Annotated in this window: 18 protein-coding genes; 13 read left to right on the top strand and 5 right to left on the bottom strand. The window is 69.1% G+C overall.

All coding sequences use genetic code 11. The features are described 5' to 3' along the window. Positions 1–49: 49 nt before the first annotated feature. The 5 genes from ACIGHN_RS22550 to bfr form a co-directional block, all read right to left on the bottom strand. Positions 50–2209: a TonB-dependent receptor gene (locus tag ACIGHN_RS22550; RefSeq protein WP_396506201.1), complete on the bottom strand. Its 2160-nt coding sequence runs from the start codon at positions 2207–2209 to the stop codon at positions 50–52. A gap of 217 nt (positions 2210–2426) precedes the next feature. Continuing rightward, the gene (locus ACIGHN_RS22545) at positions 2427–2759 is read right to left on the bottom strand and encodes a DUF3325 domain-containing protein (RefSeq protein ID WP_396506200.1); all 333 of its coding nucleotides are present in this window, start codon (positions 2757–2759) and stop codon (positions 2427–2429) included. A 3-nt stretch (positions 2760–2762) separates the two neighbouring features. Continuing rightward, entirely contained in the window at positions 2763–4562 is a 1800-nt protein-coding gene (locus tag ACIGHN_RS22540; RefSeq protein WP_396506304.1) for a PepSY-associated TM helix domain-containing protein, read from the bottom strand. A 35-nt stretch (positions 4563–4597) separates the two neighbouring features. After that, the gene (locus ACIGHN_RS22535; RefSeq protein WP_396506199.1) at positions 4598–4906 is read right to left on the bottom strand and encodes a DUF3649 domain-containing protein; all 309 of its coding nucleotides are present in this window, start codon (positions 4904–4906) and stop codon (positions 4598–4600) included. A gap of 550 nt (positions 4907–5456) precedes the next feature. Beyond that, positions 5457–5933, bottom strand: a complete 477-nt coding sequence (gene bfr, locus ACIGHN_RS22530) for a bacterioferritin (RefSeq protein WP_056173789.1) — start codon at positions 5931–5933, stop codon at positions 5457–5459. A 388-nt stretch (positions 5934–6321) separates the two neighbouring features. On the opposite strand from bfr, the gene ahpC reads away from it, so the two are divergent. The 13 genes from ahpC (at position 6322) to ACIGHN_RS22465 (ending at position 22398) form a co-directional block, all read left to right on the top strand. Next, positions 6322–6897: an alkyl hydroperoxide reductase subunit C gene (gene ahpC / locus ACIGHN_RS22525; RefSeq protein ID WP_056173794.1), complete on the top strand. Its 576-nt coding sequence runs from the start codon at positions 6322–6324 to the stop codon at positions 6895–6897. 211 nt (positions 6898–7108) lie between these two features. Beyond that, positions 7109–8725 carry an alkyl hydroperoxide reductase subunit F gene (gene ahpF / locus ACIGHN_RS22520; RefSeq protein ID WP_396506196.1) on the top strand — a complete coding sequence of 539 codons (1617 nt, stop codon included), beginning with the start codon at positions 7109–7111 and terminating at the stop codon, positions 8723–8725. 343 nt (positions 8726–9068) lie between these two features. Next, positions 9069–11330 (top strand): TonB-dependent hemoglobin/transferrin/lactoferrin family receptor, encoded by a 2262-nt coding sequence (locus tag ACIGHN_RS22515; protein WP_396506195.1) that lies wholly within the window; start codon positions 9069–9071, stop codon positions 11328–11330. A 42-nt stretch (positions 11331–11372) separates the two neighbouring features. Then, a complete protein-coding gene (locus ACIGHN_RS22510; RefSeq protein ID WP_056173802.1) occupies positions 11373–11720 on the top strand; it encodes a hypothetical protein in 348 nt (115 codons plus the stop codon). Then, positions 11717–12856, top strand: a complete 1140-nt coding sequence (locus ACIGHN_RS22505; protein ID WP_396506193.1) for a hemin-degrading factor — start codon at positions 11717–11719, stop codon at positions 12854–12856. The genes ACIGHN_RS22510 and ACIGHN_RS22505 overlap by 4 nt, the downstream gene beginning before the upstream one ends. Next, positions 12846–13730, top strand: coding sequence for a hemin ABC transporter substrate-binding protein (locus ACIGHN_RS22500; RefSeq protein WP_396506192.1), 885 nt, complete (start codon positions 12846–12848; stop codon positions 13728–13730). Before ACIGHN_RS22505 ends, ACIGHN_RS22500 begins: the two co-directional genes overlap by 11 nt. Next, positions 13727–14809 carry a FecCD family ABC transporter permease gene (locus ACIGHN_RS22495; protein WP_396506190.1) on the top strand — a complete coding sequence of 361 codons (1083 nt, stop codon included), beginning with the start codon at positions 13727–13729 and terminating at the stop codon, positions 14807–14809. The genes ACIGHN_RS22500 and ACIGHN_RS22495 overlap by 4 nt, the downstream gene beginning before the upstream one ends. Then, positions 14806–15618, top strand: a complete 813-nt coding sequence (locus tag ACIGHN_RS22490) for a heme ABC transporter ATP-binding protein (RefSeq protein ID WP_396506189.1) — start codon at positions 14806–14808, stop codon at positions 15616–15618. Before ACIGHN_RS22495 ends, ACIGHN_RS22490 begins: the two co-directional genes overlap by 4 nt. 112 nt (positions 15619–15730) lie before the next feature. Beyond that, a complete protein-coding gene (locus tag ACIGHN_RS22485) occupies positions 15731–16117 on the top strand; it encodes a hypothetical protein (RefSeq protein ID WP_396506187.1) in 387 nt (128 codons plus the stop codon). A gap of 149 nt (positions 16118–16266) precedes the next feature. Further along, the gene (locus ACIGHN_RS22480; RefSeq protein ID WP_396506185.1) at positions 16267–17547 is read left to right on the top strand and encodes a TolC family protein; all 1281 of its coding nucleotides are present in this window, start codon (positions 16267–16269) and stop codon (positions 17545–17547) included. 42 nt (positions 17548–17589) lie between these two features. After that, positions 17590–18147, top strand: a complete 558-nt coding sequence (locus tag ACIGHN_RS22475) for a hypothetical protein (protein WP_396506184.1) — start codon at positions 17590–17592, stop codon at positions 18145–18147. Further along, positions 18144–19265 (top strand): efflux RND transporter periplasmic adaptor subunit, encoded by a 1122-nt coding sequence (locus ACIGHN_RS22470; protein ID WP_396506183.1) that lies wholly within the window; start codon positions 18144–18146, stop codon positions 19263–19265. The genes ACIGHN_RS22475 and ACIGHN_RS22470 overlap by 4 nt, the downstream gene beginning before the upstream one ends. Positions 19266–19278: 13 nt before the next feature. Further along, on the top strand, positions 19279–22398 hold the full coding sequence (locus ACIGHN_RS22465) for an efflux RND transporter permease subunit (protein WP_396506181.1): 3120 nt from the start codon (positions 19279–19281) through the stop codon (positions 22396–22398). Positions 22399–22424 lie beyond the last annotated feature (26 nt).

Raw genomic sequence — 22424 nt, 5'->3', positions numbered from 1 at the left:
TAGCAGTCATTTCCATTGAAAATTCGCAGCAGGCAGATGGCCTGGCGGGTCAGAACCGCGTGCGCAGCGTCACCTGCAGTGCGCGGGGCGAGCCGGGCAGGATCAGGTTGTCGTTGCTGCCGTGGGCGGACACGTAGTACTTGCGGTTGGCCAGGTTCTTGATGTTCACGTCCAGGTCCCACTGGCCCACCGTGTACTGCAGCGCCGCGTCGAGCGTGGTGTAGCCGGGCAGGGTGACCAGGTTGGTCAGCGAGGTGAAGCGCGCACCCACGTAGTTCACGCCGCCGCCCGCGCGCAGGCCGTGGCCCAGGTCCTTCATGGCCCACAGGAACGCGGAGTTGCGCGGCGTGAGTGCAGCCATCTTGCCCTGTGCGGCGATGGCCGCTGTGGGCAACTGCAGCGAGCCCGTGGTGGCCAGCGACCGGGTCATGCGGCCATCCAGCCATGCGTACCCGGCGCTCACGTCCCAGCGGTCGGGCAGGCGGCCATTGGCGGTCAGCTCCAGGCCGTTGGTGCGCTGCGTGCCCACGTTGATCTGGCGCGACGGGTTGGTCGGGTCGGTGTTCTTGATGTTGGTGCGCTCGAGGTTGAAGAGCGCGCCGGTGAAGTTCAGCCGGCCGTCCAGCACGTCGAGCTTCACGCCGATCTCCTTGTTCTCGGTGATCTCGGGCTCGGCGCCGGTGTTGTTGGCGGCCAGTGCGAAGGTTTCGGCCGAGGGCTGGAACGACTTGCTGTACGACACGTAGTACGACAGCGCATCGCTGGGCTGCCACACCAGGCCCGCGCGGGGGCTGAACTTCTTGTCGGTGCGCGACAGGCCCGCGAGCTTGCGGTCGAACGTGGTCTCCTGCCCGAACACGTCGTAGCGGGCGCCGACCAGCGCCTTCCATTGCGGCGCCAGCGTGATCTGGTTTTGCCAGTACAGCGCGGCCGTGTCCTGCGTGGTGTGGCTGGGGATGGCGCCGTCGGCCGCAAAGCTGGCGGCCGGGATGGCGGGGGCAGGGCGGTTGCCGGGGTTGAAGATCGGCACGCGGTCGGCGCCGCCCGAGACGGACTCGGCGCGCTTCTTTTGCTGGCCCAGCTCCACGCCCATCAGCCATTCCTGTTTGACGCCGCCCAAATGGTTTCTCCAGGTGACGTCGGTCTGGTTGAAGAAGCCTTTCTCATCGCGCAGGACGAACGAGCGCGTGCGGCCCACCGTCAGGTTCACCGGGTCGGTGGTGCCGCCGGGCAGGGTGTTGTAGCGGTCCAGCGCGTAGTCGTACAGGCGCGTGACGTTGCGCACCGACCAGTCGTCGTTGAAGCGGTGGTTCAGCGTGGCCGCGAACGATTGCATGGTGCTGGTGGTGGTGTCGTCCTGCGCGGCGTTGCTGGAGCCGTAGTACGTGCGCGGCGACACGTTGACGGGCCGGCCGTTGAGCGCGGGAATGCCGAAGTCCGTCAGGCGCTGGTCGCGGGCGTTGGTGTACTGCAGCAGCAGGTCGGTCTGCGCCGCGAGCTTGAGCGCAAGCGACGGCGCGAAGTTGTGGCGCTTGACGAACTGCTGGTCGCGGTAGCTGCCCGAGTCCTCCACCGCGGCGTTGATGCGAAAGGCCGCGGTGTCGCTGATGCCCACATTCACATCGGCAGTGGCGCGGCGGTAGTCGAAGCTGCCCAGGCCCAGCGATGCCTCGCCCGAGGTCTCGCCGAACCTGGGCTTCTTGGTCACGCGGTTGATCAGGCCGCCCGACGATCCACGCCCGTACAGCACGGCGGCGGGGCCCTTGAGGACCTCCACCCGCTCGATGTCGGCCAGGTCGCGGAAGTACAGCGCATCGTCGCGCACGCCGTCGACAAACTGGTCGGCGATGGCCGTGAAGCCGCGGATCACCACCTGGTCGCGCTGGCCGTCGCCGTGGCTCATGGCCACGCCGGGCACGTTGCGCAGCACGTCTTCCATCGACCGCGCTCCCTGGTCGCGCATGAGCTGCTCGGGCACCACGTTCACGGCCTGGGGCACGTCGCGCAGCGGCGCGCTGCCCTTGGTGGCCGAGGTGCTGGCGGCGGGCGAGTAGCCGTCGTCGCCCGTGGTGGACTGCACCGTGACCTCACCCAGCGTCTGCGGTGCGGTGGCCGGCGGGCTCTGCTGCGCCCACGCAGCGCTGCAAAGCGCGGCGAGCAGGGCGGCCGACAGGGGCCTGAGCGTGTGGGACTGGCGGAATGCGTGCATGGTTTTTCCTTTGGTATGTGCGCAGCGCAGGTGAAGACAACCCGCACACCGGGCCTGGCGCGGGCCGGTGGTCGGCCCTGGCTGGGAGGTGTGCGAAGCGGTGAAGCGAAACGAATGCGTTGGGGTGGACGGGGCAGGGGGCAGGACGCGGTGTGGCCCGGGCGTGCGCAGCGCTGCCGCAGCGGCGTTCAGCCAGCCCGTGCGGCGCTGGGCGCCATCACCAGCCGCCGGCCCACGCCAGCAGCCCGGCAGCCAGCGCGACGCCGGCCGCGACCGGTGTGCGCCGCGGCTGCCAGGTCACCATGGCGGTCACCGCCAGGGCCGCGACCGACAGGGCGACCGTCCAGGCCGTCACGCCCAGCGATGCAGGCACCTCGCCCGACGGCCGCGCCGCCAGCCACAGCGAGAGCGCCAGCACCAGCCAGCCGGCGTGGCGCAGGTGCATCTGGCGCCGCGCCGTGCCCTCGCGGCCCAGCGCGTCTTCGTGGTGGCGGTCCATGCCCAGCGCGATGGCCGACCATGCGGCAAAACACAGCAGAAAAGCGGACATGGATCAGGCTCCCGTCGTGGAGACGTCGGGCGTGGCCGACAGCGCCGGTGCCGCGGGCTGCGGGGCGGATGCGTTGGCGGTTGCGTTGGCGGTTGCGGCGTGGCGCGGTGCCTGGGACACCGCCGCCCGGCCCTTGGGCACGCGCCCCGGGCGCAGCCGCCAGGACAGCCAGCACAGCAGCAGGCCCGTGGCCAGGAACGACAGGTCCATGCTGGCCCAGATCCATTCGCCCGCGGGCAGCGTGACGCCCAGGTGGGTGTGGGTGGTCAGTGCGTTGATGACCGGCAAGGCAGCCCACACGGCACCCGCAGCACCCAGCGGTACCGACCAGCCCATGCGGCTGGGCCGCACCACGGCGCACGCCAGCGCCCACAGCAGCGCGACGCCCCAGGCGCTGAAGAACCAGGCCAGCTCGGTATCGGCCCGGCCCTCGATGCCCACGGGGATCAGGCGGTTGGAGGCCACGTACACGCCGCAGGCTAGCGGCAGGCCCGCGAGCGTGGCGATGTTGATGGCGGCCACCAGGCGCTCGCCGAACGGCGCCTTGGTGCGCGCTGCAGCGGTGGCTGCGCCCTGGCGGCCGGCTTTGGTTTGCGACAGGGCGCTGCGCTTGACGGTCCACAGCACCATGCCCGTGGCGATCATCAGGCTGCCCAGCACGCCAAAGCCGAACAGGGCCCAGCGCATGCCAGCATCGGCAAAGCGCGCCAGGTGCAGCCCGTACAGCACGCCATAGGTCTTGGCGGCGGGGCCGGTGGGGTCGGCCTGGTCCAGCCATTGGCCGGTGGTGGCGTCGAACAACAGGCGCGGCGGCCGGTACTGCAGGCGGTCGCCCTCGTGGCGCGTGACCTCGACCACGGCGCGGCCCTTGGCATCGCGGCGCGCCTGCACGCTGCCGATGCGCCCGCCGTCCCAGCGGGTGCGTGCTTCGGTCAGGATGGGCTGCAGCGCGATGGCGGGCAGGGGCTCCACCTTGTCGTTTGCGCCGCGGCGGGGGCGGCTTTCGGCCTTTTCGCCCTGCAGGTCGGCAAAGTACGCGTTGGAGTCCACGCCTTTTTCATTCTTGTACGTGGTGGCGATGCCGGCGGGCATGTACAGCGTGTGGAAGATCATCAGCCCGCTGAAGGTGATCATCAGGTAGAACGGCAGCACCAGCACGCCGGTGACGTTGTGCGCATCCAGCCAGGCGCGCTGCCCGCCCTTGGTGGGGCGGAAGGTGAAGAAGTCCTTGAAGATGCGGCGGTGCGTGATCACACCGGTGATCAGCGCGACGAACATCAGCATCGTGGCCACGCCCACCACCCAGCGGCCTTCGAGGGTCCAGCGGCCCTTCTGGGCCGTGCGCAGCTCGAAGTGGAAGCGGTAGAAGAAGTCCCCGCCCATGGTCTGGCGCGCCTCGATGGCCTCGCCGGTCTGCGGGTTCATGCGCAGCGTCTCGAACCGGCCGTTGCCGGTACCGCGCCACAGCAGGTTGACGGCGGGGTCGCGCTCGTCGGGCAGGTGCATGATCCACTGCGTGACCTCGGGCGACTTGCGCACCAGGGCATCGAGCGACTTCTGGGCCACCTGCGCATCCGCCGCGGGCAGGCCGTGCATCTCGGGGCGCATCCACAGGTTGAACTCGTTCTTGAAGAACGACAGCGTGCCGGTGAGGAAGATCGCAAACAGCAGCCAGCCCAATATCAACCCGGCCCAGGTGTGCAGCCACGACATCGCTTGGCGAAAGCCCTCGCGGTCGTTGGGTGTCCTGGCGGCTTTGGCCTTGGCGTTCACAGTAGCCGCCGTGGGCGTGCCCGCTGCCATGTCTGCGGACGCGTCGGGTGTCAGTGTGGTGGTGTTCATGCGGCGGCCTTCATCCATTGCGGCGCCATGGCGCAGGCACCCAGCACCAGCGCCGGCAGCGCCGTGCCCGCCCAGGCTCCCAGGGCGGTGCGGGCATAGAACGCCCAGCCCGCGGCGATGGCGTAGGCCAGCCAGGCCAGCATGGTGGCCGTGAGCACGGCTTCCACCCGCGGCATGAACTGCGCCAGCCCCAGCGACAACGCAGCCGCGAACCCCGCCGCCAGCGCATAGCCGCCGCCAATGGCCGCCACGGCGCGAGAGGTGATGGCCAGCCGGTAGCGCCAATCGACGCGCGCGGCCTTCATGGCGTGCCTGCCGCAGGTCGGCAGCGGGCCAGCGGTGATCCCATCGGTGGGGACGAAGGCGACGAAGGGGAGGCCCCGGGCAGGCAGGGGCTGGCGGTGCGGCGCAGCATCAGGGATGGCTCCAGGCAGGTTTGCAGGCGAAAACGGTCAAACGCTGGCTGCAGCGGCGGGGCGGCGGCAAGGCCCCGGCTGACTGGCTGGTGTTCAGGAGATTCAGGCCAGCGTGCGGCGATCGCTGGTGGCCCATGGCCTGAGCGTCAGGCGGGCGTCGCAGGGATCAACGCTGGTCGTAAGAACGCATTCTACTTTTGTTGAGAAGCATTCGCATTCATTGAATCCAGACTTTTGCTGTCTTGATGTGCGGTTGCAACATTCTGTGACGAGCTGGGCGCCGGGCGCAGCCCAAGTCCACCTCCACGTTGCGCGGGTGACGTCTGCCACTGGTGCCGTTGAAACGGGCACAAAAAAACGGGCCGAAGCCCGCTTTCTTGATTTCTTCTTTGCTTTTTTCGTGGAGCGCTCTGAGAAACTGAAGTCTTTGCGGTCTTGCTTACTCTGCCTCGCCCATCTGGGATTGCAGGTAGTTTTGCAGGCCGACCTTGTCGATCAGGTCGATCTGGGTTTCCAGGAAGTCGATGTGCTCTTCCGTGTCGTCCAGGATCTTTTGCAGCAGGTCGCGGGAGACATAGTCGCGCACCGTTTCGCAGTGGGCGATGCCTTCCTTGATCGTCGCCTGGGCGCCCTGTTCGGAGCGCAGGTCGCAGGCCAGGATCTCCGGCACGTCTTCGCCGACCTGGAGCTTGGCGAGGTCCTGCAGGTTGGGCAGGCCGTCGAGCGTGAAGATGCGGTCCATGAGCCAGTCGGCATGCTTCATCTCGCCGATGGATTCCGAATACTCCTTCTTGGCCAGCTTGTCGAAGCCCCAGTGCTTGAGCATGCGGTAGTGCAGGAAGTACTGGTTGATGGCCGTGAGTTCGTTCTTCAGCTGGGCCTGCAGATGGCCAATGACCTGTGCGTCACCTTTCATGGGGACTCCTTGTGTGTTCTGTGGATTCGGGGCCGATTGTCGTGACCTCGATCAAACACCGCAAGCCAAACCCCTGTGTCTTCGCTCTGTCTGCGTGTGATGCTGAGTTGTGTTCGCATCTGCAGGGCCAAAAGCATGGTCACGCAGCGGAGCCCAGGCTGTCGCTGGTGCCGGGCGTGCCTCCAACCTGGGGTCTGTCGCAATCTGCGGGTCGATGCTCCGGCGCGCGCACCCGGGCGGGTGGGGCCATCGGATTTTCATGATGCTGAAATGCCGACTCTGTATAGTCACAGGCAATTGATTCCATGCAATCAATTAATTGGATTCATGGGCTCGATGGGCCTAGACTTCAGCCTTGTTCACTCAACCCACCATTAAGGAAACAGCAATGTCCCTGATCAACACCGCAGTTCAGCCCTTCAAGACCACCGCCTTCGTCAACCGCAACGGCAAGGGTGAATTCATCGATCTGACCGAAGCCGACCTGAAGGGCAAATGGTCTGTGCTGATCTTCATGCCTGCAGCGTTCACCTTCAACTGCCCCACCGAAATCGAAGACGCTGCCGACAACTACCCAGAGTTCCAGAAGGCTGGCACCGAGGTCTACATCGTCACCACCGACACGCATTTCTCGCACAAGGTGTGGCACGAAACCTCCCCCGCCGTGGGCAAGGCCAAGTTCCCCCTGGTCGGCGACCCAACGCACCAGCTGACCAACGCTTTCGGCGTGCACATCCCTGAAGAAGGTCTGGCACTGCGCGGCACCTTCGTGATCAACCCCGATGGCGTGATCAAGACGGCCGAAATCCACTCCAACGAAATCGCCCGCGACGTCAAGGAAACCGTGCGCAAGCTCAAGGCTGCCCAGTACACCGCCGCCAACCCCGGCCAGGTGTGCCCCGCCAAGTGGAACGAAGGCGCCAAGACCCTGGCCCCATCGCTGGACCTGGTCGGCAAGATCTAAGCCGCCACCGATTCGGCAGAGCGCCCCAGCCCGGGCGCTCCTGAGCCGGACAGCGTCATGGCGCGTGTGCGCCATGCCGTCCGGCTTTTTTTCGCCCGTACTTTTCGCTCGTACTTTTTATGCGGGCCGCGGCGACAGGCATTGCAAACGCCAGTGTTTGCCACACCCTAGATAGACGACAACCCAAGAACTCAAAGCAAAGGACACCACCATGCTCGACGAACAACTCAAGACCCAGCTTTCCGCCTACCTGGAGCGCGTGCAGCAGCCGTTCGAACTGGTGGCGTCCCTGGACGACAGCGAGACCGCCCGCGACATGCTGGAGCTGCTGACGACCATCCAGTCCCTGCGCAGCGACAAGATCACGCTCCGTACCGACGGCAACGATGCCCGCAAGCCGTCGTTTACCCTGCAGCGCGTGGGCGCCACCAACACCCTGCGCTTTGCCGGCCTGCCCCTGGGCCACGAGTTCACCTCGCTGGTGCTGGCCCTGCTGTGGACCGGCGGCCACCCGCCCAAGATCGAGCCCGAGGTGATCGAGCAGATCGCCGCGCTCGACGGCGACTTCAGCTTCGACGTCTACATGAGCCTGACCTGCCACAACTGCCCGGACGTGGTGCAGGCGCTGTCGCTCATGGCCATCGTCAACCCCAAGATCAAGACGACCGTGATCGAGGGCGGCGCCTTCCAGCAGGAAGTGGCCGACCGCGAGATCATGGCCGTGCCCATGGTGTTCATGAACGGCCAGGTGTTTGCGTCCGGCCGCATGTCGGTCGAAGAGATCGTCGCCAAGCTCGACACCGGCGCCGCCGCCCGTGACGCGGCCAAGCTGTCGGCCAAGGCACCGTACGACGTGCTCATCGTCGGCGGCGGCCCTGCCGGCGCCGCAGCCGCGGTGTACGCCGCCCGCAAGGGCATCCGCACCGGCGTGGCGGCCGAGCGCTTCGGCGGCCAGGTCAACGACACACTGGCCATCGAGAATTACATCTCGGTGCTGGAGACCGACGGACCCAAGTTCGCTGCCGCGCTCGAAGCCCACACCCGTGCCTACGACGTGGACATCATGAACCTGCAGCGCGCCGACCAGCTGATCCCGGCGGCTGAGCCCGGTGGCCTGATCGGTGTGAAGCTGGCCAATGGCGCCACGCTGCAATCGAAGACGGTGATCCTGTCCACCGGCGCGCGCTGGCGCAATGTCAACGTGCCCGGCGAAGCCGAGTACAAGAACAAGGGCGTGGCCTACTGTCCGCACTGCGACGGCCCGCTGTTCAAGGGCAAGCGCGTGTCGGTCATCGGCGGCGGCAACTCCGGTGTCGAGGCCGCCATCGACCTGGCCGGCATCGTGGCCCATGTCACGCTGATCGAGTTTGCCGACCAGCTGAAAGCCGACGCCGTGCTGGTCAACAAGCTGAAAAGCCTGGCCAACGTGACCATCCACACCAACGCGCAGACCACCGAGATCACTGGCGCTGACGGCAAGGTCAATGGCCTCAAGTACAAGGACCGCGCGACCAATGTGGAGCACCTGGTGCAGCTCGAAGGCGTGTTCGTGCAGATCGGCCTCGTGCCCAACACCGAATGGCTCAAGGGCACGGTGGAGCTGTCCAAGTTCGGCGAGGTCATCGTCGACTCGCACGGCCGTACCAACATCCCCGGCGTGTTCGCGGCGGGTGACTGCACGACGGTGCCGTTCAAGCAGATCGTGATCGCAGCGGGCGATGGGTCCAAGGCCGCGCTGAGCGCTTTCGACCACCTGATCCGCATGCCGGTGGTGGCCCAGCCTGTGGCTGCGGCGCCAGCCGCCGCGGCGGTGGCAGAAACAGTGTGACAACAGGCATAAAAATGGCCGCTACCGCTTGATGGATAAGCGCTAGCAGCTATTGATTGCATAGCAGATCGCCAGTCGTCGCCATGCAGATCCAGGGAGCCTACGGGCTCCCTTTTTCATGGCGCGAAAAAGTGATGGAGCCCGGGCGCAACCTGCTGCGCTTTGAGAGGTCCCGCAAACCCCAAGCCGCCACAAGGAATAGTTTGCAACATGTGTATTGATAATTATTCTCATATAGAATAGACGCTTCGTTGCCAGCGGACGTGCCAGCACCCGAGCGGTGAGAGGGCGCGCAGAGCCAGCTTCCTGTCATTGACTCCGACCAGAGAAGAAGGGCTCCCCCGTGGCGCACGCATCCGCATCCGCATTCCGCTCCCGCACGTTCAACCTCCACCCCGTGGCCTGGCTCGTGGCCTGTGCGCTCTGCACCGCCTGGAACGCCCAGGCCCAGGGCGCGCCAGGCCCGCTGGGTGCAGGGCAGCTCATCGCTGCCGGCCCGGCGCTCAAGGAGGTCGTCATCAGCGGCTCGCGCAGCGAGCAGGACCCGGGCGAGCTGCCCATGAGCATCGACGTGATCAACGCGCAGGCCATCGAAGAAGGCCAGGTTCGCGACATCCGCGATGTGGCGCGCGAGCTGCCCAACGTGTCGGTCACGCGCTCGCCCGCGCGCTTCACGCTGGCCAGCGGATCCACGGGGCGCGAGCAGAACGCGGGCTTCAACATCCGCGGCCTGGACGGCAACCGCGTGCTGATGATGGTGGACGGCATCCGCCTGCCGCGCAGCTACGTCTTCAGCGCCAATGCCTTCGGGCGCGACTACCTGGACATCGGCCTGCTGCAGCGCATCGAGGTCGTGCGCGGCGCCACGTCGGCGCTGTACGGGTCGGACGGCATGGCGGGCCTGGTCAACTTCATCACCGCAGACCCATCGGCATTTCTGGAAGGCGACAAGCGCATCGGCGGGCGTGTGAGCCTGGGCTACGACGGCGACGACCACGGCAAGCGCGTGGGCGCCACGGTGGCGGGCAAGGCGGGCGACACGGTGCAGTGGCTGCTGGGCGGCAACGTCACGCGCGCCAGCGAGCTGGACAACATGGGCACCAACAGCGCGGCCAATGCCGACCGCACCCGCCCCAATCCGCAAAAGGACCAAAGCGGCGCGCTGCTGGGCAAGGTCATCCTCACGCCGGGCGGCGGCCAGCGCCATGTGTTCACGCTGGAGCATGTGGACAAGACCTCCGACTACGAGCTGCTGACCGCACGCTCCAAGCCGCCGCTGGCCGCCACGTCCGTGCTGGGCTCCACGTCGTTCACCGACATGCAGCGCAGCCGTGCGACGTGGGAGGGCGCGTGGCGCGTGAACTCGGCGCTGGCCGACGACCTGAAGGCAACGCTGAGTTTTCAGGACTCGCATTCGCGCGAATACGTCACCGAAGACCGCAACACCGCTGCCCACCGCGTGCGCGACGTGACCTACGACGAGCGCACCTGGCAGGCCAACCTGCAGGGCAGCAAGGTGCTGCGCGCGGGCCCTGGCGGCCTGGTGCAGAAGATCACCTACGGTTTTGACTACACGTCCGCCAAGGTCGAGAACCTGCAGACCGGTGTGACCCCGCCGGTGGGCGAGACCTTCCCGCTCAAGCGCTTTCCGGACACCACCGAGACCAGCGCCGCGCTGTACGTGCAGGACGAGTTCGTGACCGGCCCCTGGAGCATCACCCCGGGCGTGCGCTTCGACACCTTCCGCATCAAGGCCGACCAGGCCGGCTTCGGCGCGCAGGCCGTGTCCCTCTCGGGCAACGCCACCTCGCCCAAGTTCGGCGTGCTGTACCGCGCCAGCGAGCAGTGGAGCGTGTTCGGCAACTACGCGGCGGGCTTCCGTGCGCCCAACGCGGGCCAGGTCAACGCCTTCTTCGAGAACCCGGTCAGCAACTACCGCACGGTGCCCAACGCCCACCTCAAGCCCGAAAAGAGCCAGAACTTCGAGCTGGGCGTGCGCGGCCGGCTGGACGCGCTGTCGGTCGAGGCTGCAGCGTTCACGGGCCGCTACAAGGATTTCATCGAAGACCTGCGCCAGGTCGGCGGCACCGGTGCGCCGGGCAACCCGCTGGTGTTCCAGTCGGTCAACATCGGCCGCGTCAAGCTCAACGGCTTCGAGGTCAAGGGCGACATGCGCTGGGGCCAGTGGGCAGGCGGGCGATGGACATCGCCCTTCAGCTACGGCCAGACGCGCGGGCGCGACACCGCCACCGGCAGGCCGGTGAACACGGTGGACCCATCGCGCCTGTCGGCCGGCCTGCGCTACGACACCGGCGGCTGGATGGCGCGCCTGGATGCCACCCACGCCGCCGCCAAGAAGCCGAGCGACGTGGCTTTGGCCACGGGCAGCACGCAGTACCTCACGCCGTCGTACACGGTGCTCGACCTGTCGGGCCAGTGGCGCATCCGCAAGGACCTGCGCCTGAACCTCGGCATCTACAACCTGACCGACAAGAAGCACTGGCGCTGGGCCGACGTGCGCGGCCTGGCCGCCAACGCCAACTTCATCGACGCCTACAGCCAGCCCGGCCGCTCCGTGCGCGTGTCGCTGGTGGCCGATTTCTGAGTTCCGCTTTCATCCCCCAGGCACCCACCCCAGGAGACCACCATGAGCCACGCTCCCGACCTGCCCGATGCCGGCAGCCACACCGATGAGGAATACAGCCTGCCGTGCGCCGAGGCGCTGCTGGCCGGCACGCTCGCCCTGATGACGGGCTACGTGCAGGCCTGCTGCGACAGCCACCGCGACGCCATGGGCCGCAAGATATCGGCCAACCTGCAGATGCTGGCCGATGCCGACGGCTTCACCGCACACTTCCGCACGGTGGTCTGGAGCCTGCAGGGCCGCTGGGAAGAGCAGTGCAAGGCCCGCCAGGACACCGCTGCCACGGCGGCCATGGTGGCCGCCGAGCAGCGCCGCGTGCTGTGGCACACCGCGCCGGAGGCCATGCAATGATCGCCGCCGTGACGACCTCCCAAGGTGCGGCAGTGGCAGTGGCAGCGCCGATCGCTGCGCCGGACATTCGCACGCAGTTCGCTGCGGCCCGCGCAGCCGGCAAGCGCGCCAAGGATGCGGCCGAGAGCCTGGGGCTCTCGGAAGGCGCCGCTGTCGCTGCCCACGCGGGTGAGCACGCGCACCCGCTCAAAGCCGTGCCGCTGCAGGGATCGTGGCTGCACCTTCTGCAAGCGCTCGAAGCCTGCGGCCCCTTGATGGCGCTGACGCGCAACGAAGGTACGGTGCACGAGAAGACCGGCGTGTACACGCACGTTTCGGCCACCGGGCCGGTGGGCATTGCGCTGGGCGAAGACATCGACCTGCGCCTTTTCTTTGCACAGTGGCATGCGGGCTTTGCGGTGACGGAGCTGGCCAACGACCCGGCCAAGCCGCCGTCGCGCAGCCTGCAGTTCTACAACGCGCAGGGCCGCGCAGTGCACAAGATCTTCACGCGCGATGCCACCGACCTGGCCGCGTTCGACGCGGTGGTGAGCCGCTTTGCACAGCCGAGCGCCGGCTACGTGTTCGGCAAGGCGCCCGCGCCGGAGGCGGTGCGGCCCGATGCCGATATCGACGCCGACGGCCTGCGTGAGGCCTGGGGTGCCATGAAAGACACGCACGAATTCTTCGGCATCACCAAGAAATTCGGCGTGGAGCGCCAGCAAAGCTTTCGCCTGGTCGAGGGCCAGTTCGCCTGGCGTGCCACGCCGCAGGCCGTGCCGCGACTGCTGGACGAGGCCGCGCTGGACGGCCTGCCCATCATGGTGTTCGTGGGCAGCGGCGGCTGCATCCAGATCCACACCGGGCCGGTGCGCAACATAAAGCCGCTCGATACGCCGCACGCGCAGTGGATCAACGTGCTGGATGCGGGCTTCAACCTGCACCTGCGCACCGACATGGTGGCCAGCGTGTGGGTGGTCGAAAAACCCACGGCCGATGGCGTGGTCACCTCTGTCGAGGCGTTCGACCACGCGGGCGAGCTGATGGCCATGTTCTTCGGTGCGCGCAAGCCCGGCAAGCCCGAGCTGCAGGGCTGGCGCGACCTGGTGGCGCGGCTGCCGCAGGCGCAGCAGGACGAGGTGGCCCATGCTGCGTGACGGCCTGACCGACACGGGGCGCAGGCAGCTGCTGCGCGGCATGGGCGCGCTGCCACTGCTGTCCGCCCTGGGTGCCGAGCGCGCACTGGCGGCCAGCCCGGCGCGCATCGTCTCGCTGGGCGGCGCGCTGACCGAGGTGGTCTACCTGCTGGGCGCGCAGGGCCAGCTGGTGGGCACCGACACCACCAGCCTGTTCCCCGAGGCTGCGCTCAAGACCGCCAAGGTCGGCTACATGCGCCAGCTCTCGGCCGAGGGGCTGCTGTCCCTCAGGCCCGACGCCGTGGTGGGCACCACCGAGGCCGGCCCGCCGGTGGTTCTGGATCAGGTGCGCAGCGCCGGGGTGCGGGTGGAGTTGGTCAAGGCCGACCACACCTGGGACGAAGTGCAGCGCAAGGTCGCCACCGTGGGCCGCGTGGCCGGCCGCGAGCGCGAGGCGCAGGCCTTGCAGGCCGACCTGGATGCGCAGTGGGCAGCGGTGCAAAAGCTGGTGGCCGCGTCGTCGCGGCGCCCGCGCGCGATCTTCATCCTGTCGCACGGCGGCAGCCCCATGGTGGCGGGCACCGGCACGGCGGCCGATGCGCTGATCCGCTTTGCGGGCGCGACCAATGCCATCACCCAGTTCGCAGGCTACCGGCCGCTCACGGCCGAAGCCATGGCCAGCGCGGCGCCGGAGGTGCTGCTCAACAGCACGCAGGGTATCGAGGCGCTGGGCGGCGAGGCAGCCTTCTGGCAGCGGCCTGAACTGGCACTCACGCCCGCGTTCCGCCGCAAGGCGCTGGTCGCCATGGAGGCCAGCCACCTGCTGGGCTTTGGCCCGCGCCTGCCCGCGGCCGTGCGCGAGCTGCACACCCGCATGCAGGCGATCACGGCGTGAGCGGCGTGGCCGTGGCGCAGCCGGGTGCGCGCTGGTCTTTGCGGCGCCTGTCGCCGCGCGCAGCGCTGCTGTGGGGCGTTGCGCTGGTGGGACTCGCGTTCGTGTGGGCCAGCACGCAGGGTGCATACGCCATTGCACCCGCCCAGCTGTGGCAGGTGCTGCTGCAGGCCCTGGGCGCGGCGCCGTCGGCCGAGCAGGCGCCTGAATATCTGGTGTTCATCAACATCCGGCTGCCCCGGTTGTTGATGGGCGTGGCGGCTGGTGCAGGCCTGGGGCTGGCGGGTGCGCTGATGCAGGGATTGTTCCGCAACCCGCTGGCCGACCCGGGCCTGATCGGGGTCAGCAGCGGGGCCGCGCTGGCCGCTGCGCTCACCATCGTGCTGGGCAGCCACTGGCTGCCCGACCTGCCGCGCACGCTGGGCAGCTGGACACTGGTGGGCATGGCCTTTGGCGGCGGCCTGCTGGTCACGGCGCTCATCTATGGCCTGGCGCAGGCCGATGGCGGCACGCGCATGGGGCTGATGCTGCTGGCCGGCGTGGCGGTCAACGCGCTGGCGCTGGCGGGGCTGGGCTACCTCAACTTCATCTCCACCGACGAGCAACTGCGCAACATCCAGATGTGGCTGCTGGGCAGCCTGGGCGGGGCGCGCTGGAGCGCCGTGGCCTTGGTCGGCACCATCGTGGCCGTGGCCTGCGGGCTGGGCCTGGCGCTGGCGCGCCCGCTCAATGCGATTGCCCTGGGCGAGGCCCAGGCCGCGCTGCTGGGCGTGCCGGTGGAACGCACCAAGCGCCTGGCGGTGCTGGTCACCGCGCTGGCGGTGGGCGCGGTGACAGCCGCCACGGGCATCATCGGTTTCATCGGCCTGGTGGCGCCGCACTGGGTGCGCCTGGTGGCCGGGCCCGACCATCGCGTGGTGCTGCCGGGCTCGGCCCTGCTGGGTGCGGCGCTGGTGCTGGCGGCCGACGTGGTGGCGCGCACCATCGTCAAGCCGGCGGAGCTGCCGCTGGGGGTGCTCACGGCGTTCATCGGTGTGCCGTTGTTTCTGGCCATGCTGCGGCAATTCAGGAGCAAGGTATGAGTGGGCTCGGCGCTCTCCGCGGCGACCAACTCGTCTGCGATCAATTGGGCGTGGGACTGCCGGGCCGGCCCTTGCTGGCCACCGTGCATGCACGCCTGGCCCCTGGCCGATTCACCGCCATCCTCGGGCCCAATGGCGCAGGCAAGTCGACGCTGCTGTCCATGCTGTCGGGCCAGCGCGCGCCGCGCTCGGGCTCGGTCAGCCTGGGGGGCAGGGCGCTCTCTGCGTTGGGCGCATTGGAACTGGCGCGCCTGCGTGCCGTGCTGCCGCAAGAGACGGCGGTGGCCTTCGACTTCACGGTGCAGGAGGTCGTGGAGATGGGGCGCTTTCCGCACCGCCAGTCGCCCAGCCGGAGCGAGGCGCGCATCGCCCGCGATGCGATGGAGGCCACCGGCGTGGCCCACCTGGCGCAGCGCGGCGTCAACACCCTGTCGGGTGGCGAGCGCGCCCGCGCCCACCTGGCCCGTGCCCTGGCGCAGATCTGGGAGCCCCGGCCCGACGGCGCCACGCGCTGGCTGCTGCTGGACGAACCCACCGCCGCGCTCGACCTGGCGCACCAGCACCAGGCCATGGCCCTGGTGCGCCGCTGGGCAGCGGAGCAGGGCATCGGCGTGGTCGCGGTGCTGCACGACCTGAACCTGGCGCTGCGGTACGCGCACGACGTGGTATTGATGGGCGCGGGGCGCTGTGATGTGGGGCCCGTGGAGCAGACGCTGGACGCCGCGGCGATTGCACGCGTGTGGGGCGTGGAGTGTTCCGAAGTGCGCGCCAGCGACGGCGTGGCGCAGTTTCTGGTGGCAGCGGGATGATGCTCAGATGACGATTCGGTCATCCCTCCAAGCCTTGCCCTTGGCCGCGTGGGGACATGGGCGTGGGCGGATGCTGCACCGCGCCATCTTGTCACTAGAATGCGCGCACACCATGCGCCGCCTGCTCCTCGTCTTCCTGCTGCTGTTCATGCCGCTCCAGTCCATCTGGGCGGCTGCATCGCCGTACTGCAAGCACGAGACGGCGCCGCAGGCATCGCACTTCGGCCACCATGCGCACGATCACCACAGTGATGCGCCAGCCGCGCAAGCGCAGCCGTCCGCCGCCAGCGAGACCCCCGACCACAAGGCACTGGCCACCGCCGCCACGGCCGACATGGACTGCCATGCCTGCCACGGCGTGGGCAGCGGCATGGCCTTGAGTGCGAGTGGTCAGGCCATCGTGGTCGCGGTCGCTGCGCCTGCCGCCCTGGTGGCACCGGCCTGGGTCCATCCCCCGCTCACCCGCCCCGAACGCCCCAAGTGGTCCGTCCTCGCCTGAGCGGCGAGGCGGGTTGCGGGCAACCCCTGTCCTGACGATGTGACGCGGCCCTTGCAGGCTGCTGCAGTGCCTGCGCGCGAGCGCATGCGCCGGCCATCGTGCCTCGCCGATTTCAACCCCGTGGCCCTGGGCCACTGCAGAGGAATCGGATGCAAAGAACGACACACAAGAATCACCTGCCACGGCCGCTGCTGGCCGCCGTGGCGCTGGGGTGCGCACTGGCCGTGGGCGGTGCGCAAGCCCAATTAGCGGCTGAACCGGCTGAACCGGCAGCAGTAGCACCACTTACCCTGAAATCCCTGTTCGAGCGCGCCTGGGAGCGCCAGCCGGAGGCGCAGTCCGCAGCGCTGCGGCGCGAGTCGGCGCAGGCCGCGCGCAGCGGCGCATCGTCCCTCTTGGCCGAGCCCGCTGCGCTGGAGCTGTCCCGCAAGAGCGACCGCCCCGGCAGCAACCAGGGCAGCAGGGAATACGAAGTGGGCGTGGCCCTGCCGCTGTGGCTGCCCGGCGAGCGCGCGCGCAAGGCCGCGCTGGGCGACGCCGAGATCAAGGCCGTGGAAAGCCGCCGCCTGGCCGCGCAGCTGCAACTGGCCGCCACCGTGCGCGAGGCCTGGTGGACCTTGCAGCGCGCGCAGGCAGAACTGGGCCTGGCCCAGGACCGGCTGCAGAACGCGCAGCGCCTGAGGGCCGACGTGGCGCGGCGCTTTCAGGCCGGCGACATGTCGCGGGCCGACCAGGCGCAGGCAGATAGTGCCGTGGCCCAGGCCGAGGCCGCGGTGGCCGAGGCCACGGGCGCACGCGATGTCGCACAGGCAGCCCTGGCGGCATGGGGCGGCAGCGTGGTGCTGGCCGACGGCGCCGAGCCCGAGGCGGAAGCGCTGCCAGCAGCCGGCCTGCCTGCCGACCACCCGTCGGTGGCGGACTGGAACGACCAGGCCGCGGTGGCGCGCCGCGCCGCCGACCTGGCCGCTGTGCAGACCCGTGCCAACCCGGAGCTGACCGTGGCCGCCACGCGCGGGCGCGAGCAGGCCGGCGAGCGCTACCTCCAAAGCTTCACGGTCGGCGTGCGCATACCCCTGGGCGGCGGCGACCGGGCGCGCGCCAAGGAGACAGCGGCCCTAGCCGACGCGCTCGACGCCGAAGTGCGCGCCCGCGCCGAGCAGGACCGCCTCGCCGCCGACTTGGCCGCGGCCACGGCCCGCGTGAAGGCCAGCCAGGCCCAGCGCGAGGCCATGGCCCGCCATGCGGCGCTGGCCCGCGACACGCGCGGCTTTATCGACAAGGCCTTTCGCCTGGGCGAAGCCGACTGGCCCACACGCCTGCGCGTGGAGCTCGAAGCCGTGCAGGCCGAGCGCCAGCTGGCGCGGGCCCGCATCGATGCCGCGGCCGCCATCTCCACCCTGCGCCAGGCCCTGGGCCTGTTGCCGCAGTGAGCGCAAAGCCTCTCTTCACCCCCCCCCATTTTTGTGATCACCATGCCACTCCTTTCTCTCTTTTCCTCACTGGGCCTGGCCCTGGTGCTGGGCCTCGTGCCGCCGGCAGCCTGGGCCGATGCGGGCCATGACCATGGAGACGCCCCTGCCACTGCAGCCGGCCCTGCGATGCCGCGCTTTGCCGCCACCTCCGACCTGTTCGAACTGGTCGGTGTGCTCGACGGTCAAAAGCTGGCGCTCTACCTCGACCATGCGGGCGACAACAGCCCGGTGAAGGAGGCGCAGCTCGAGCTCGACATTGCCGGCACGCGCGTGCCCGTGAGCCGCGTGGCCGACGGCGAGTTCCAGGCCGCGCTGGCCGCTCCGCTGGCCGAGGGCGCAAGCCCCGTCACCGCCACCGTGGTGGCCGGCACCGACACCGACCTGCTGGCCGGCGAGATCGACGTGCACGCCGCGGCGCATGCCCACGCCGAGCCCACAGGCCGGCGCAACGCGCTGGTCGCCGGTGCCGTGGTCGCCGTGCTTGCAGCCCTGGCCCTGGCGTGGGGCCTGCGGCGTGGCCGCGCCGCGCGCGCGCAGCGCCTCGGAGGTGCAGCATGAAGCGGCTGACCTCTCTCCATTCCGTGACGGCCCTGTTGATGGCCGCTGCGCTGTGCGCCCCGCTGATGGCGCTCGCCGGCGAAGGCCATGACCATGGCGACGCGCCCGCGCCCGCAGACGGCAACGGCCCCAAGCGCCAGCCCGATGGCAGCGTCTTCCTGCCCAAGCCTGCGCAGCGCCAACTCGGCGTGCGCACCCTGGTGGCCGCCGAGGGCCGGCACCCCAAGGCCTTCGAGCTGGCCGGCACGGTGGTCATGGACCCCAACGCCGGCGGCAAGGTGCAGGCCGCGCTGGCAGGCCGGCTGGAGGCAGGCCCCAAGGGCCTGCCCGGCGTGGGCCAGGCGGTGCGCAAGGGTGAAGTGCTGGCCTATGTGGTGCCCACGGCGGGCGCCATCGAGCGCTCCAACCAGCTGGCCCAGCAGGCCGAGCTGCGTGCGGCACGCGACCTGGCGGCACGACGCGTGGCGCGTTTGAAGGACCTGTCGGACACCGTGCCTCGCAAGGACATAGAGGCGGCCGAGAGCGAGCTGCAAAGCGTCACCCAGCGACTGGGCGCGGTGGGGGCGGGCCTTTCGACCCGCGATGCGCTGGTGGCGCCCGTCTCGGGTGTCATCGCCTCGGCCAACGCCGTGGCAGGGCAGGTGGTGGATGCGCGCGAGCTGGTGTTCGAGGTGGTGGACCCCACGCGCCTGCGCGTCGAAGCCCTGGCTTACGACACCGCCCAGGCCCAGAGCGTGGCCGGTGCCGCGCTGGCCGTGGGTGGCCAGCGTGTGCCGCTGCGCTTTCTGGGCGCCGCGCGCAGCCTGCGCGACCAGGCGTTGCCGCTGCAGTTCGCGGGGGACGCCGCAGTGCTGGGCACCCTCGCACTGGGCCAGCCGGTGCGCGTGTTCGTGCAATCCACCGAGCAGGCCGCGGGCGTGCAGGTGCCAGTGGCTTCGCTGCTGCGCAACCCCGCGAACCAGACCATCGTCTGGGTCAAGGAGTCGCCCGAGCGTTTCGTACCCCGGGTGGTCACCTTCGTGCCGCTGGACGGTGCCTCGGTGGCCGTGACCTCGGGCCTGAAGGCCGGTGACCGCGTGGCCACGCAGGGCGCCACGCTGATCAACCAGGTCCGCTGAAGGGAGCCACGCAATGTTCAAGTGGCTACTCGAAAGCAGCCTGGCCAACCGGCTGCTGGTGCTCATCGCGGCGGGCGTGCTCATGGCCTACGGGGCCTTCACGCTGTCGCGCACCCCGGTGGACGTGTTCCCCGACCTCAACAAGCCCACCGTCACGCTGATGACGGAGGCCGGCGGCATGGCCGCCGAAGAGGTGGAGCAGCTCATCACCTTTCCGCTGGAGACGACCATGAACGGCCTGCCCGGCGTGGAGCGCGTGCGCTCCACCTCCAGCGCGGGCCTGTCCTTCATCTATGTCACCTTCGACTGGAGCATGGACATCTTCCGCGCCCGGCAGATGGTGTCCGAGCGCCTGTCGTCCATGGAGGAGGGCCTGCCCGCGGGCGTGACGCCGCGCATGGGGCCCATCAGCTCCATCATGGGCGAGATCATGCAGGTGGCGATCCCCATCGACGTGCAGCGCACCACGCCCATGGCCGTGCGCGAATACGCCGACTGGGTGCTGCGCCCGCGCCTGCTGGCGATCGCCGGCGTGGCGCAGGTGATCCCCATCGGCGGCGAGGTGCGCCAGTTCCAGGTGCAGCCCAACACGGCGCGCATGGCCGAGCTGGGCATCACGCACGACCAGCTCACGGGGGCGCTCAAGGGCTTCTCCAGCAACACCTCGGGCGGTTTCCTGGAGCTCAATGGGCGCGAGTACCTGATCCGGCACCTGGGCCGCACGTCGCGCCTGGAGGATCTGCAGAACCTGGCGCTCGCCGCGAAGAACGGCCAGCCCGTGCTGCTGCGCCAGATGGCCGAGGTGACGTTTGCTGCGGCCCTCAAGCGCGGCGACGCGGGCTTCGAGGGCAAGCCGGCCGTGATCCTGGGCATCCAGAAGCAGCCCACGGCCGACACTATCGCGCTCACGCGCAGCATCGAGTCGGCGCTGGGTGATCTGAAGAAGTCGCTGCCCGAAGGCATGGAAGCGCCGCGCGTCACCTTCCGCCAGGCCAGCTTCATCGAGGCCTCGGTCACCACCTTGCAGGGCAAGCTCATCGGCGCCTCGGTGTTCGTGGCGGTGATCCTGTTCGTGTTCCTGGGCACGCTCAGGCCCACGGTGATCGCGCTCACCGCCATTCCGGTGTCCATCTTCATCACGGCGCTGGTGTTCAAGTATTTCGGCCTGTCCATCAACACCATGACGCTGGGCGGCCTGGCCATTGCCATCGGAGGGCTGGTGGACGATGCGGTGGTGGACGTGGAGAACGTGCTGCGACGCCTGAAGATGGACCGGGCCAAGCACCCCCACCACCGGCTGCACCCCATCGAGGTGGTCAAGCTCGCGTCGATGGAGGTGCGCTCGGGCATCCTCTACGCCACGGCCATCATCGTGCTGGTGTTCCTGCCGTTGTTCGCGCTGCCAGGCATCGAGGGGAGGCTGTTCGTGCCGCTGGGCATCGCCTTCATCGTCTCCACCGTGGCCTCGCTGCTGGTGTCGGTCACGGTCACGCCGGTGCTGGCCTTCTACCTGTTGCCGCGCATGAAGAACCTGGACCATGGCGATACCCGCGTAGTGGCCTGGCTCAAGGCGCGCTACCGCGGCGGGCTCACCCGGGTGCTGGCGCATCCGCGCGTCGCCATGGCGGTGAGTGCCGTGGCGGTGGTGCTGTCGGTGGCGGCGGTGCCGTTTTTTCCGACCACCTTCTTGCCGCCGTTCAACGAGGGCACGCTGCTCATCGGCATGCGCCTGAACCCCGGCGTGACGCTGGCCGAATCGGCCGCGCTGGCCAGCCAGGCCGAGGTGCTGGTGCGCCAGGTGCCCGAGGTCACGCACGTGGGCCGTCGCAGCGGCCGGGCCGAGCTGGACGAACATGCCGAGGGCGTGCACGTGAGCGAGCTCGACGTGGGCCTGCTGCCCGCGGCCGAGCTCAAGCGCAGCATGGCCGAGGTGCAGGCCGACATCCGCAGCCGGCTGGCGCAGATGCCGGCGGCGATTGCCATCGGCCAGCCGATCTCGCACCGCATCGACCACATGCTCTCGGGTGTGCGCTCGCAGATCGCGATCAAGCTCTTTGGTGAAGACCTGGACACCCTGCGCGGCCAGGCCGATGCGCTGCGTGCGCGCCTGGCCACCATCGACGGCCTGGCCGACCTGGAGGTGGAAAAGCAGGTGCTGGCGCCGCAGATCACCGTGCGCGTGGACCATGCCGCGGCCGCCCAGTACGGGGTGCCGGCCGCGCAGGTGCTGGCCACGTTGCAGGGCCTGGTGGAGGGCGAAAAGGTGACGCAGATCGTGGAGGGCAGCCGGCGCTTTGCGCTGGTGGTGCGCCTGCCCGAGAGCGCGCGCTCGCTGGACGGCCTGGCGCAGATCATGATCGAGACCCCACGCGGGCGCGTGCCGCTGTCGCGCCTGGCCAGCATCGAGGACGGCGACGGCCCCAACCAGATCAGCCGCGACGATGGCAAGCGGCGCATCGTGCTCTCGGCCAACGCGCAGGGCCGGGCGCTGTCCGACGTGGTGGCCGACATCCGCAAGGTGGTGGGCGAGACGCGTTTGCCGGATGGCTACTTCATCACCCTGGGCGGCCAGTTCCAGGCGCAGGAAGAGGCCAGCCGCCTGGTGGGCATGCTGGCCGTGGTCTCGCTGGTGCTGATGTTCGTGGTGCTGTACACGCGCTACCGCTCGGCCACGCTGTCGGCGCTGATCATGGCCAACATCCCGCTGGCGCTGGTGGGGGCCGTGCTGGGGCTGTGGATCTCGGGCCAGCCGCTGTCGGTGGCGGCGCTGATCGGCTTCATCACGCTGGCGGGCATCTCGGTGCGCAACGGCATCCTGAAGGTGAGCCACTACCTGAACCTGATGCGCGTGGAGGGCGAGAACTTCGACACCGCGATGATCGTGCGCGGCTCGCTGGAGCGCCTGTCCCCTGTGCTCATGACGGCCCTGGTCACCGCCTTTGCGCTGGCCCCGCTGCTGCTGGAGGCCGAACGCCCCGGCACCGAGATATTGCACCCGGTGGCGGTGGTGATCTTCTCGGGCCTGATCAGCTCGACCCTGCTCGACACCTTCCTGACCCCGGCCCTGTTCTGGCTGTTCGGCCGCCGCGATGCCGAGCGCCTGCTGGACGACAAGAACGCCGAGGCTTTTTGATTTTTTGCCGCTGCCTCAACCAGCGT

The sequence above is a fragment of the Acidovorax sp. NPDC077693 genome (assembly GCF_044542805.1).
Classification (GTDB): domain Bacteria; phylum Pseudomonadota; class Gammaproteobacteria; order Burkholderiales; family Burkholderiaceae_C; genus Acidovorax.
The sequence above is the reverse complement of the archived record's forward strand: the minus strand, read 5'-3'. Positions and strand labels throughout refer to the sequence as shown.

Excerpts from the sequence above, each read along its gene's own strand:
- ACIGHN_RS22550 (WP_396506201.1), bottom strand. The coding sequence starts at position 2,209 with ATGCACGCATTCCGCCAGTCCCACACGCTCAGGCCCCTGTCGGCCGCC.
- ACIGHN_RS22545 (WP_396506200.1), bottom strand. The coding sequence starts at position 2,759 with ATGTCCGCTTTTCTGCTGTGTTTTGCCGCATGGTCGGCCATCGCGCTG.
- ACIGHN_RS22540 (WP_396506304.1), bottom strand. The coding sequence starts at position 4,562 with ATGGCAGCGGGCACGCCCACGGCGGCTACTGTGAACGCCAAGGCCAAA.
- ACIGHN_RS22535 (WP_396506199.1), bottom strand. The coding sequence starts at position 4,906 with ATGAAGGCCGCGCGCGTCGATTGGCGCTACCGGCTGGCCATCACCTCT.
- bfr (WP_056173789.1), bottom strand. The coding sequence starts at position 5,933 with ATGAAAGGTGACGCACAGGTCATTGGCCATCTGCAGGCCCAGCTGAAG.
- ahpC (WP_056173794.1), top strand. The coding sequence starts at position 6,322 with ATGTCCCTGATCAACACCGCAGTTCAGCCCTTCAAGACCACCGCCTTC.
- ahpF (WP_396506196.1), top strand. The coding sequence starts at position 7,109 with ATGCTCGACGAACAACTCAAGACCCAGCTTTCCGCCTACCTGGAGCGC.
- ACIGHN_RS22510 (WP_056173802.1), top strand. The coding sequence starts at position 11,373 with ATGAGCCACGCTCCCGACCTGCCCGATGCCGGCAGCCACACCGATGAG.
- ACIGHN_RS22505 (WP_396506193.1), top strand. The coding sequence starts at position 11,717 with ATGATCGCCGCCGTGACGACCTCCCAAGGTGCGGCAGTGGCAGTGGCA.
- ACIGHN_RS22500 (WP_396506192.1), top strand. The coding sequence starts at position 12,846 with ATGCTGCGTGACGGCCTGACCGACACGGGGCGCAGGCAGCTGCTGCGC.
- ACIGHN_RS22490 (WP_396506189.1), top strand. The coding sequence starts at position 14,806 with ATGAGTGGGCTCGGCGCTCTCCGCGGCGACCAACTCGTCTGCGATCAA.
- ACIGHN_RS22485 (WP_396506187.1), top strand. The coding sequence starts at position 15,731 with ATGCGCCGCCTGCTCCTCGTCTTCCTGCTGCTGTTCATGCCGCTCCAG.
- ACIGHN_RS22480 (WP_396506185.1), top strand. The coding sequence starts at position 16,267 with ATGCAAAGAACGACACACAAGAATCACCTGCCACGGCCGCTGCTGGCC.
- ACIGHN_RS22475 (WP_396506184.1), top strand. The coding sequence starts at position 17,590 with ATGCCACTCCTTTCTCTCTTTTCCTCACTGGGCCTGGCCCTGGTGCTG.
- ACIGHN_RS22470 (WP_396506183.1), top strand. The coding sequence starts at position 18,144 with ATGAAGCGGCTGACCTCTCTCCATTCCGTGACGGCCCTGTTGATGGCC.
- ACIGHN_RS22465 (WP_396506181.1), top strand. The coding sequence starts at position 19,279 with ATGTTCAAGTGGCTACTCGAAAGCAGCCTGGCCAACCGGCTGCTGGTG.